An 11,517-nucleotide genomic window follows, 5' to 3' on the forward strand; every position below is an offset into this window, starting at 1 on the left:
TCGTCACTGGTGTTTCGTATCAAGGTCGGGACGACGTCGGCCCTGCAAAGTCTCTAGAGTCTACGTTAAGGGGCACCGATCTCCGCCAGTTCGGATGGATCACACTTGCACCATGACGAAGCGGATTAAACAGGCGGCCCAATAGTCGTAAAGCGCAACGCTGCGCTGAATTGGGTAGTCTCGCGCGGTGGCGCTTCCGGATACCGACGTCTTCGTCAGGCTCGAGCGTTTCTATGACGCTCTCCCCCGACCCTACGCACGTGTGGAGGAGTTCGGGGGGCTGGTGCTCTTCGTCCGCGAGGGCGAGGGGTGGCCCTACTACGCCCGGCCCCGGATAGGGGCGGAGACGCCTTCCGCTGCCGATATTACTGCCGCCCGGCGCCGGCAACGAGAGCTGGGCGCACCCGAGGCGTTCGAGTGGGTGCACGAGACCACCCCCGACCTGCTGGCGACGGCCCGCTCGGCGGGCCTGGACGTGCTGCTGGCGCCCCTGCTCACGCTGGATCCGGCGGCCCTGGTCCCCGATCTGCCGGTGCCCGGCGCCGAGATCCGGATCCTGGACCCGAGATCCGCCGAATACCCCGCCGAGCTGGCCGCCACCCGGGCGGTGGCCCAGTTGGCCTTCGGCAACCCGCCCCACCACACTCCGCTGGAGGAGGTGGCCGCGGTGGCCGCCGAGAACCTCGGCCCCACCGACCAGGCGCTGACCACCGGCGCGGCCGGGCCGGCCGAACGCGACGTCGCCACCGAGCAGCTGAGCCCTGACCTGGTGGAGGGGTTCCGCCGGCGCGCGAGCTCCGGCGCCTACCACACCGCGGTGGTCACCTCCCCGACCGAGGGAATCCTGGCCACCGGCGCGGTGATGCGCGACGGCGACGTGGCCGAGATCGCCGGCGTCGGCACGCTGCCCTCGGCCCGCGGCCGGGGTTATGCCTCCCAGCTCACGGCCAAGCTGGCCCGGCAGGCGCTGAACGACGGCGTACACCTGGTGTTCCTGTCGGCCGGTGACGACGACGTGGCCCGCCTCTACACGAAGGTCGGGTTTCGCCGGGCCGGCACGGCCTGCATCGCCGAACCGGCCACCGCTCAGCTGTAGGGCTGCCGCTATTCGGGCGGGACCCAGTCCGCCTGGATGTGCGAGTGGTTGCCGATTATCCGGGGCCGCATGTGGTTCAGCGCCGCGTCCCGGGCCCGCAGCGCCAGCCGCCCCCGGGCCTGGACGACGGCCGACATCCGCCGGGTCTGCCGGACGACGCTGGTGGTCCGGGGCCGCCGGTCCCGGCTGTAGGCCTCGATGGCGGTGACCAGATCGGGCCCGGGCGCCACGTCGGCGACCAGCGCCCGCAGCATGGCCGCGTCCTCGAACGCCAGGCAGGCGCCCTGCCCGAGGTGATGGGGCATCGCATGGGCCGCGTCGCCGAGCAGGACCACGCCGCCCGGCCCGGATCCGAAGCCGTAGGCCCGGGGCAGCGGGCGCAACTCCCGGACCTCCTGCGGCACGAGGTCCTCGGCGTGGGTGGCAGCCAGCAGGTCGCCCACCGGCGCGTGCCACGACGCGAACCACCGCCGGAGCAGAGCCAGCTGGGTCGCCGGGGATTCCGGGCGGGGCGCGCCGGCCGCGGTGGCGACCCAGTAGATCCCGCCCTTGCCGGCCGCCCGCTCGCCCAGCGGGAAGGAGACGAAGCGATAACCGGCCCCGAGGGTCTCGCCGCCGGCCGCCTGCTCCGGCGTGAGGCGCGGCACCCGGTAACCCGGGATCACCGCCTGCCAGGCCGCGAACCCGGAGCGGACGGCCACCGATTCCGGGGCCAGGGCACGGCGGATCGGGCTGTCGATGCCGTCCGCGGCGACGACCAGATCGGCCTCGAGGACGGTACGGCCGTCGCCGACGGCCGGTTTCAGCCGGCGGCCGACCCGGACCGTCGTCACGTCGAACCCGGTGCGGATCTCGACGCGGTCACCCAGACCCGCGACCAGCGTGTCGTAAAGATCTTCCAGGTGCACCACGGCCGGGGCGGGCCCGGCCCCGACGCGGCCGCGCGGCGCGATCAGCCACTGGCCGTCCGGCCGGCGGACGCCGCCGTCGGGCAGCGGCGAGGCGATCCCGGCCCACCCGCCGTCCGGGTCCAGCGATTCCAGGGCGCGCCGGCCGTTGGCCCACAGCACCAGGGCCGTGGGCGAAGCGGCGACCCGCTCCCGGCGTTCCAGCAGCACCACCTGCCAGCCGGCCCGCGACAGGGCTCCGGCGGCAGCCAGCCCGGCCATCCCCGCGCCCACAACCACCGCCGTGCGCACGCCGGCCGGCCGCGTTATTTCTCGTCGGTGGCGGGGCGCGACGCGGGTGTCTCGGCGTCCCCGCTGTTCTTGGGCTCGGAGCCGGCAGCGGCCCCGGTCGCCAGCACCGCCTCGCCCACGCCGGCCGGCCCGGCCGGATCGGCGGCGTCGTGCGGATGGGCGCCCGCGGCCACCTCCAGCGCCACGTCGGCCTCGCTGTCCGGCGGAAGCACCCCGGTGCTCCGATAGGCCTCGAACCGGCTCTCGCTGACCACCTGGTAGCTCTTCGGCGCCCGCTGCGGCTCGGTGCCCGCCTCGGTGACGTCGACCGACGACACATCGGAGCCGGACTCGGCCGGCAGCGCCGTCTCGGGCGCGTCGTCCGGCACCACATAGGCCCGCGGACCGCGGACGACCAGGAAGTAGACCAGCGCGCACACGAACACCACGACCGCGGTGAACACGTTGAGCCGGACCCCGAAGACCTTGGTGGCCTCGTCGATGCGCAGCATCTCGATCCAGAAGCGGCCGGCCGTGTAGGCCATCACGTACAGCGCGAAGGCCCGGCCCCGGCCGAACTTGTACTTCCGGTCGAGCGCCCAGACCAGCCCGGCCGCGCCGAGGTCCCAGATCGCCTCGTAGAGGAACGTCGGATGGTAGAGGCCCGCCTTGGTCACCGCCTCGCCGTCGATCACGGTGGCATGACCGGGGTTGGACGTGTCCATGTCGTGCACGCGCAGACCCCACGGCAGGGTGGTGGCCTTGCCGTACAGCTCGTTGTTGAACCAGTTGCCGAACCGGCCGATGGCCTGCGCGACCGGCAGTGCCGGGGCGAGCGTGTCGGCGAAGATGGCGAACGGCAGGCCGAGCTGGCGGGCGGCGATCCAGGCGCCCAGCGCGCCGCCGGCCACCGCGCCCCAGATGCCGAGGCCGCCCTCCCAGATGTAGAGGGCCCGGATCGGGTCGCCGCCGGCGCCGAAATAGTCACCCGGCGAGGTGATCAGGTGGTAGACACGGGCTCCGATGATGCCGAACGGCACGGCCCACACCGCCATGTCGAGCGACGCCCAGGGCGCCACTCCGCGGTGCCGGAGCCTCTGCTCCATGAGCAGAACGGCGACGACGATGCCCAGAACGATGCAGAGCGCGTATGCCCGGATGGGCAGGCCCAGCAGGTGCCAGACGGACGTTGTCGGACTCGGGATCGCGGCAAAGTTCACGGGTGCACACGCTACCGTCGCGACGCTCGCCGTGGTCGCCCAGGGCGGCTCTACTTTTGCGGGTTACGCACTCCCTCGGCCAACTCCGCGCTGAGCGCACGCAGCCGGGACAGCCCGGTCGGCCGGTCGGGGGCATCGAGGACGCAGCGGATCAGCGCGCTGCCGACGATCACGCCGTCGGCGAAGGCCGCCACCTCGGCGGCCTGCTTGCCGTTGCCGACGCCAAGGCCGACCCCGACCGCCATGTCGCGGTCGGCGTGCCGGATCCGGTCGACCAGTTCGGGGGCCTGGCTCGACACCGAGGTGCGGGCGCCGGTGACGCCCATCAGCGCGGTGGCGTAGACGAAGCCCCGGCAGTTCGCCACGGTCATCGCGATCCGCTCGTCGGTCGACGAGGGAGAGACCAGGAACGTGCGGTCGATCCGGTGCTCGTCGGACGCGGCGATCCACTCTTCCGCCTCGTCCGGGATCAGGTCGGGCGTGATCATGCCGGTGGCGCCGGCCGCGGCCAGGTCCCGGGCGAACGCGTTCACGCCGTACTTCTCGATGGGGTTCCAATAGGTCATCAGCACGACGGTGGCGCCGGCGTTCGCGACGGCCTCGATGATCCGCAGCGTGTCGCGGGTGCGCACGCCGGCGGCGAGGGCGATGTCGCTGGCCTTCTGGATGACCGGGCCGTCCATCACCGGGTCGGAGTAGGGCAGCTCGACCTCGATGACGTCGCAGCCGGCCTCGTGCATCGCGATCATCGAGGCGATGCTGTCGTCGACGGTCGGGAAACCGGCCGGCATGCAGCCGACGAGAACCGCCCGGTCCTCCGCCTTCGCCTTGTGGAAGGTGTCGGAAATGCTCACTCCGGGTTCTCCTTGGGCATGCTCTTCTGGCCCTCGCCTGCGGCCTGAGTGGGCAACTCGCGCAAGTGCCGCTCGGTGCAGGCGATCATGCCACCTCTCCCGGGACCAGCGTCTCGACGGGATCGAGGATGCCGAAGTAGGCACCCGCGGTGTGCACGTCCTTGTCACCGCGGCCAGACAGGTTGATCACGATGGTCGGGGTGCGGCCCAGCTCCGCGGTCAGCGCCGGGACGATCCGCAGGGCGCCCGCCACCGCGTGCGCGCTCTCGATCGCCGGGATGATCCCCTCGGTGCGGCAGAGCAGCTGGAACGCCGCCATCGCCTCGGCGTCGGTCACCGGCTCGTACTCCGCCCGGCCGGTGTCGTGCAGCCAGGCGTGCTCGGGACCGACCCCGGGGTAGTCCAGGCCGGCCGAGATCGAGTGCGACTCGATCGTCTGGCCGTCGTCGTCCTGCAACACGTACGTCCGGGCGCCGTGCAGCACCCCCGACGAGCCGCCGGTGATCGACGCGGCGTGCCGGCCGGTCTCGATGCCGTCGCCGCCCGCCTCGAAGCCGTAGAGCGCGACGTCCTCGTCGGCCACGAAGGCGTGGAAGATGCCGATCGCGTTCGAGCCGCCGCCGACGCACGCGGCCACCGCGTCCGGGAGCCGGCCGATCTGGGTGAGGCACTGGGCGCGCGCCTCGGTCCCGATGCCGCCCACGAAGTCGCGGACGATCTCCGGGAACGGGTGCGGGCCGGCCGCCGTGCCGAGCAGGTAGTGTGTGGTATCCACGCTGGCCACCCAGTCGCGCAGGGCCTCGTTGAGCGCGTCCTTGAGGGTGCGCGAGCCGTTCGTCACCGGGATCACGGTGGCGCCCAGCATGCGCATCCGGGCGACGTTCAGAGCCTGCCGCTCGGTGTCGGTCTCGCCCATGTAGACCACGCACTCGAGGTCGAGCAGGGCGGCCGCGGTCGCGCTGGCCACGCCGTGCTGGCCGGCGCCGGTCTCGGCGATCACCCGCGGCTTGCCCATCCGCTTGGCGAGCAGCGCCTGACCGAGCACGTTGCGCACCTTGTGGGCGCCGGTGTGGTTGAGGTCCTCCCGCTTGAGCAGAATCTCCGCGCCGGCCTTGGCGGACAGCCGCTTGGCCGGGTAGAGCAGGGACGGCACACCGGCGTAGTTGAGGAGCAGGTCCTCGAACTCGGCCTGGAATTCCGGGTCGGTCTTGGCCGAGCGATAGGCGGCGTCGAGCTCGTCGAGCGCCCGGACGAGCGCCTCCGGAACGAAACGCCCGCCGTATCGCCCGAAATGCCCGGCCAGGTCGGGCAGTGCCGGCGCGGTCACCGGACCGGCCGCGGGGTCGCCGGGTGGTTGCCCGCGTTGACCAGCTCGGCCACCGCGTCACGCGGCGACTTCTGGGTCACCAGGCCCTCACCCACCAGCACCGCGTCCGCGCCGGCCGATGCGTACCGGATCAGGTCGTGCGGACCCCGCACCCCCGACTCGGCGATCTTCACGACGTTGTTCGGCAGTCCGGGCGCGATCCGCTCGAACACCGCCCGGTCCACCTCGAGCGTGCGCAGGTCGCGGGCGTTGACCCCGATGACCTTCGCGTTCGCCTCCAGCGCCCGGTCGGCTTCCTCCTCGTTGTGCACTTCGACGAGGGCGGTCATGCCGAGCGACTCGATCCGCTCGAGCAGGCCGACCAGAACGTTCTGCTCGAGCGCAGCCACGATGAGCAGCACGAGGTCGGCGCCGTGGGCCCGCGCCTCGTGCACCTGATAGCTGGAGATCACGAAGTCCTTGCGGAGCACCGGGATGCTGACCGACTGCCGGACAGCCGCCAGATCGGCCAGCGATCCGCCGAACCAGCGTCCCTCGGTGAGCACGCTGATGCAGCGGGCGCCGCCCGCCGCGTACTCCCCGGCCAACTCGGCCGGGTCGGGGATGTCGGCGATCGCGCCCTTGGAGGGCGACGACCGCTTCACCTCGGCGATGACCGCGACGCCGGCCTTACGTAAAGCCGCGTACGCGTCGATGGCCGGCGGCGCTGCCGCGGCCTGCTCCCGAACCTGCTCCAGCGGCACCTTGTCCTGCCGGGCCGCCACGTCCTCGCGCACACCGGCGAGGATCTCCTCCAGCACGTTCTGCGGTCCGCCAGTGCCCGCTGCCGCCTGCTGATCGGATGTCACGAAATGACTCCCCTCTCCGGGTGTCCTCCGCCCGATGCTAGGAGGTGGTGGTCATCCGCGACCGGCCGGGGTATGGCGAGCCTCACCAGTTGGGCTGGGGCATAATGCCGCCTGCCCGCGGATGCTGTCATGTCAGTCACACGCTCACCAAGAGCCACATCGCCCTGTACTGGGGCACCTCATCTGATCGGTGGATCCCCCGGCACGTTGACGGCAACGTCATGCCGCAGAAATACGAATCGTTCATGCTGACTTCGAGGCAGACTTGTCTCGGTTCCCCGATACGACCAGCGGAAATGATCGAGGTGGAGTGACCGTGTCCGATTCACCGCAAGCTCCGGCCCCAACCCTGGCCGAGGCGTCCCGGGCGCTCGTCTCCGTGGCGGCCACCCTGGTGGTCAACGTCCAGCGCGCGATGGTGGGCCCCGAAAAAGTGCCGACGGCCCGCGACAACGCCTATTTCGCCATGCTGGCCGACCGGGCCCGCAACCAGGCCCGCGACGACCTCACCCGCGAGGTGGCGGCGCTGCTGGCCGCATCTCCTCGCAAGCTCGCCAAAACCCACTTCTGAGCGACCCGCAGTGCCGTGACTCAGCCGGCAGTCGGGTCGTCGCCGCGGTCGAGCGCGTCCCACGTGGCCCGGTTGTCCGCGGCCGCCGTTGTCGCGACCGGCTCCGGCTTCCGCTCGTAACGAGCGGACATCCCCGGCCAGCGATGGCCCTGGGTCAGGGCGGTCAGTCCGCCCAGCGCAATGATCACGCCGCCGATCGCGCAGGCGACCGGCCAGGCCGTGCCGGCGGCGCCCGCGTCGCCCGGGTCCAGACCGGCCCGGCCGATGATCGCGCCGATCGTCACGCCCGCACCGGCCAGGACCAGCAGCACGCCCAGCGCCCGCCGGACCCAGCCCGACGTGGCCAGCAGCGCGCCCGTGCCGGCCAGGGCGACCACGGCCAGGGCGGTCACCCACGGCTCGGTGTCGGTGCCGGTGCGGGCCTCGCGCAGGTCGGAGAGGCCGGTCCGCGGGGTGAGGTGCACCGACCAGGTGCGGGTGATCGCGTAGAGCGCCAGACCCGAGCCGGCCAGCGCGGCGAGCAGGGTCAAGACGTACGAACGACGATTCCGCTGTGCCTGCCCGCGCTCCGCGACTCGGCGATCGTTCGCCGTCGCGGCCGAGTCCGTAGCCTCCCCGCTCTCGCGCTGTGCCGCCCCGCGCTCCGCGACTCGGCGATCGTTCGCCGTCGTGGCCGAGTCCGTAGCCTCCCCGCTCTCGCTCATCGCGCGGCGCGCAAGGTCTCCGCCGAGGCGATCGCGGCCAGCACCGCGGCTGCCTTGTTGCGGGTCTCGGTCTCCTCGGCGGCCGGGTCCGAGTCGGCCACGATGCCGGCCCCGGCGCCCACATAGGCCACCCCGTCCTTGAGCAGGGCGGTGCGGATCGCGATCGCCATGTCCATGTCGCCGGCGAAGCCGAAGTAGCCGACCGTGCCGCCGTGCAGGCCGCGCCGGGTCGGCTCGAGCGCCTCGATGATCTCCATGGCGCGGACCTTCGGGGCGCCGGAGAGCGTGCCGGCCGGGAACGTGGCGGCGAGCGCGTCGAACGCGGTCTGGTCGTCGCGCAGCTCGCCGATCACCGTCGAGACGATGTGCATGACGTGGCTGTACCGCTCGATCCGGGCGAACTCCGGCACCTCGACCGTGCCCGGCTTGCACACCCGGCCCAGGTCGTTGCGGCCCAGGTCGACCAGCATGACGTGCTCGGCGCGTTCCTTCGGGTCGGCCAGCAGCTCGGCGGCGAGCGCGTTGTCCTGCTCGGGGGTCGCGCCGCGCCAGCGGGTGCCGGCGATCGGGTGCAGCAGCGCGCGGCGGGCGCCCTCCTCGTCGGCGTTCACCTTCAGGTGCGCCTCCGGCGACGACCCGACGATGTCAAAATCATCGAACCGGAGCAGATACATGTACGGGCTGGGATTGGTGGCCCGCAGCACGCGATAGACGTCGAGCGGATTGGCATCGGTGGGCCGCTCGAACCGCTGCGCCACCACGATCTGGAAGCACTCGCCGGCCCGGATCGCCTCCTTGGCCTCCTCGACCGCCTTCTGATATTCACCCGGGGCGGTGCGGCTGACCGGCTCGCCGGCCGGGCGGCGCTCCACCGTGGAGATCATCGGCGGGGTCGGGCGGGACAGCGCGGTGGTCATCGCGTCGAGCCGGCCGACCGCGTTGTGATAGGCCGCCGACCGGGCCGCGTCGCCGGCGTCGCCGGCCATCACCGCGTTCGCCACCAGGATCGCCGAGCCGTCGTAATGGTCGAGCACCACCAGGTCGGTGGCGAGCATCATGCCCAGCTCGGGCAGGCCCAGGTCGTCGGTGGCGGTGGCCGGCAGCCGCTCGAACCGCCGCACCAGGTCGTAGCTCAGGTAACCCACCATGCCGCCGGTCAGCGGGGGCAGGCCGTCCTCGACCGGGCCGTCGGCCAGCGCCGCGACCGTCTCGCGCAGCACCGTGACCGGGTCGCCGCCGGTGGGCACGCCGGCCGGGGGCGTGCCCAGCCAGGCCGCCTCGCCGTCCCGCTCGACCAGGGTGGCGGCGCTGCGCACACCGATGAACGAATAGCGCGACCAGGCCGCGCCGGACGGGCCGGCGCCCTGCTCGGCCGACTCGAGAAGAAACGTGCCGGGGCCGCCGGCCAGTTTCGTGTAGACACCGACCGGGGTCTCCCCGTCGGCGAGCAGCCGGCGGGTCACCGGGACCACCCGGCGCCGCTGGGTCAGGAACTCCGCCTCGTCCGGCCGCACCGCACCGCTGGTCATAGTTCCTCCGCCGGCTTGAACGCCGCCGGCGTGGAGACCGGAAGCTCGTCGAAGAAGCAGTTGGGCGCGCCGGTGTGGCAGGCCGCGCCGACCTGCTCCACGGTCACCAGCAGGGCGTCGCCGTCGCAGTCGAGGGCGACCGACTTCACGTACTGGAAGTGGCCGGAGGTCGCGCCCTTCACCCAGTATTCCTGGCGGCTGCGCGACCAGTAGGTGGCCCGGCCCGAGGTCAGCGTGCGATGCAACGCCTCGTCGTCCATCCACGCGAGCATCAGCACGTCGCCGCTGTCGTGCGCACGCACGATCGCGGCCACCAGGCCGTCGGGGTTGCGCTTGAGGCGCGCCGCGATGGCGGGATCGAGGTCGGTCTTGACTGCCACGTCACCGATTGTCCACCGCGGCCGGGCCGGGGCCCGATCCACCCCGCGGCGCGGCCCACGATCCGGGCACGGGGGATGTGCCGGACGGCCCAGGAAGGTACCGTCGTCCTGCGCCGCGCCCGGCCCAGGGCGCGGGCGCTCACCCGCCTGACATGGGTCTGCGCAGCTCACGGGCGCGGGTGGGGCAGCCTCGCGACGGGAGTCATACACCGATGGAGCCGACGTCCAGCCCCGACAACAACCGGTCGTCACGCGGGCTGTCCCGCTTCTGGCCGGTCCACCGGGACGCCGGCGACCCCGCCGACACCGCCGAACAGCCGGAGATCTCGGTAACCCGTCCGAGTGAAACTCAGATGGTCGCCCTCGGATCACGCCGGGCCGACCTCGGCGACACCGATCTGTTCGGCCCGCCGCCCGGCGGACCCCGCTCCGGCCCGGTGCACGGCAATCCCATTCCACTCTCCCCGGGTCAGCCGGGCGGGCTCGCTTCCCCGTCGCCGTTCGGATCGGCCCGGCCGCCGGTCGGTGGCCCTTCGCCTTCGCCCTCGCCGGAGGGATCCGGGCCGAACGGTGGATCGATCCCGTCGAACGCGGCCGGCGGAAACGGCACTCCCGGTGCCGCGGGCGCGGCCGGAGCGGCAGGCGGAAAACCCGGCGGGGGTACGAGCGGGAACGCCGCCGCCGGAGACGGGCCGAACCCCGGGACCGGTGGCCGGCGCGGCGCCGTGCCCGGTGGTCAGCACGAGGCGCCGGAGGGCGACACGGATCACTCCGGCGCGTCGGACTCCGGCGAAGACGCAGCTCAGGACGTAGAGTCTCGCCGAGCTAACCCGTGGGACCGGGACACCGGAGCGTTCGGTGGGTTCGGCCTGAGCGGACGCAACGGCCGGTTCCTGTTCGGCGGGCGGACCACCGGCGACGAGCCGCGCCCCGGCCTGAACGGCCACAGTGGCCCGGCACTGAACGGACGGGCCACCAAGCCGGGCGACGAGCCGTCTACTGTGGATGGCCCGGTGCCGGGCGAGCCGGCCGACGACACCGTCCCGGCGAAAGCCTCCGATGAGAACAGGCGTGATGACATGAACGGACGGGCCGGCGTTCCCGGTTTCACGGCACCCGGCGAGTCCGTACCCGCCGAGGAGAGCGACGGCCCCGCCGGGCAGGCGCCGGAAGCCCGCCGCCAGGCGACCGGCTGGGCATCGGTGCCCACCTCGACCCACCCGGTGGTGACCCCGACCTCCGGCGCGCCGATCTCGCCGGCGCCGATCTCGCCCGGTTTCCACCCGCCGTCCTACGGCCAGCCGTCGTCCTATGTGCCCGCCCTGCCCGACCCGGCCAGCGGCCCGGTGTCCGGGATGCCGGCGCCGCGCGGCAGCGCCTCGCCGACGACTCCGCAGAGCCCCGCGTTCCCGGGCGCCTCGTCCCTCGCGCCGATGTCGCCGGCCACTCCGGTCGCGCCGACCTCACCGGCCCGCGCTTCCGGCCCGGCCCACAGCTCCGGCCCGGCCCACGCCTCCGCGCCGAACCAGACCTCCGGCCCGGCGCACGCTTCCGCCCCGGCGCCGACGTTCGGCTCCACCCAGGCACCGGGCTCAACCCCGGCTCCCCGCTCGACCCCGGCTCCGCGCTCGACCCAGACTCCCGGCTCGACCCAGACTCCCGGCTCAGCCCAGGTGTCCGGCTCAGCCCAGGCTCTCGGCTCGACCCAGAGTCCCGGCTCAGCCCAGGCGTCCGGCTCAGCCCAGGCTCCCCGCTCAGCCCAGGCTCCCCGCTCGGCCCAGACTCCCGGCTCAGCCCAGGCTCCCGGCTC

10 protein-coding genes and 1 pseudogene are annotated in these 11,517 nt (G+C 72.9%); 3 read left to right on the forward strand and 8 right to left on the reverse strand.

Annotated features, from left to right (window positions below; translation table 11 throughout):
• The first annotated feature begins 187 nt into the window (after positions 1–187).
• Entirely contained in the window at positions 188–1,096 is a 909-nt protein-coding gene (locus tag AB0E90_RS04355; RefSeq protein WP_360398912.1) for a GNAT family N-acetyltransferase, read from the forward strand.
• 8 nt (positions 1,097–1,104) lie between these two features.
• On the opposite strand, the gene AB0E90_RS04360 is transcribed toward AB0E90_RS04355, so the two are convergent.
• The 5 genes from AB0E90_RS04360 to trpC form a co-directional block, all read right to left on the reverse strand.
• Complete coding sequence (locus tag AB0E90_RS04360; protein ID WP_360398915.1) at positions 1,105–2,295, reverse strand: NAD(P)/FAD-dependent oxidoreductase; 1,191 nt, start codon at positions 2,293–2,295, stop codon at positions 1,105–1,107.
• Between the two features lie 14 nt (positions 2,296–2,309).
• Positions 2,310–3,494, reverse strand: coding sequence for a prolipoprotein diacylglyceryl transferase (lgt, locus tag AB0E90_RS04365; protein ID WP_360398918.1), 1,185 nt, complete (start codon positions 3,492–3,494; stop codon positions 2,310–2,312).
• A 50-nt stretch (positions 3,495–3,544) separates the two neighbouring features.
• Entirely contained in the window at positions 3,545–4,348 is an 804-nt protein-coding gene (gene trpA / locus AB0E90_RS04370) for a tryptophan synthase subunit alpha (RefSeq protein ID WP_360398921.1), read from the reverse strand.
• 85 nt (positions 4,349–4,433) lie between these two features.
• A complete protein-coding gene (gene trpB, locus AB0E90_RS04375) occupies positions 4,434–5,675 on the reverse strand; it encodes a tryptophan synthase subunit beta (RefSeq protein WP_360398924.1) in 1,242 nt (413 codons plus the stop codon).
• Positions 5,672–6,475 (reverse strand): indole-3-glycerol phosphate synthase TrpC, encoded by an 804-nt coding sequence (gene trpC, locus AB0E90_RS04380; RefSeq protein WP_360399477.1) that lies wholly within the window; start codon positions 6,473–6,475, stop codon positions 5,672–5,674. Before trpC ends, trpB begins: the two co-directional genes overlap by 4 nt.
• A gap of 364 nt (positions 6,476–6,839) precedes the next feature.
• Here trpC and AB0E90_RS04385 point away from each other — a divergent pair, with 364 nt between their 5' ends.
• On the forward strand, positions 6,840–7,094 hold the full coding sequence (locus AB0E90_RS04385) for a hypothetical protein (RefSeq protein WP_360398927.1): 255 nt from the start codon (positions 6,840–6,842) through the stop codon (positions 7,092–7,094).
• A gap of 20 nt (positions 7,095–7,114) precedes the next feature.
• On the opposite strand, the gene AB0E90_RS04390 is transcribed toward AB0E90_RS04385, so the two are convergent.
• The 3 genes from AB0E90_RS04390 to hisI all read right to left on the reverse strand — a co-directional run bounded on the left by AB0E90_RS04390 (position 7,115) and on the right by hisI (position 9,707).
• Positions 7,115–7,624, reverse strand: a complete 510-nt coding sequence (locus AB0E90_RS04390; protein WP_360398930.1) for a Trp biosynthesis-associated membrane protein — start codon at positions 7,622–7,624, stop codon at positions 7,115–7,117.
• Between the two features lie 170 nt (positions 7,625–7,794).
• Positions 7,795–9,327, reverse strand: a complete 1,533-nt coding sequence (locus tag AB0E90_RS04395; RefSeq protein WP_360398933.1) for an anthranilate synthase component I — start codon at positions 9,325–9,327, stop codon at positions 7,795–7,797.
• Complete coding sequence (gene hisI / locus AB0E90_RS04400) at positions 9,324–9,707, reverse strand: phosphoribosyl-AMP cyclohydrolase (RefSeq protein WP_360398936.1); 384 nt, start codon at positions 9,705–9,707, stop codon at positions 9,324–9,326. The genes AB0E90_RS04395 and hisI overlap by 4 nt, the downstream gene beginning before the upstream one ends.
• Before the next feature lie 212 nt (positions 9,708–9,919).
• Here hisI and AB0E90_RS04405 point away from each other — a divergent pair.
• Positions 9,920–11,517, forward strand: a pseudogene (locus AB0E90_RS04405) (hypothetical protein); the annotation flags it as partial.

This window comes from Actinoplanes sp. NPDC026619 (assembly GCF_040638295.1).
Lineage (GTDB): Bacteria > Actinomycetota > Actinomycetes > Mycobacteriales > Micromonosporaceae > Actinoplanes.

Bases quoted from the DNA above. Each gene is read 5' to 3' on its own strand.
- AB0E90_RS04395 (WP_360398933.1), bottom strand. From the start codon at position 9,327: ATGACCAGCGGTGCGGTGCGGCCGGACGAGGCGGAGTTCCTGACCCAG.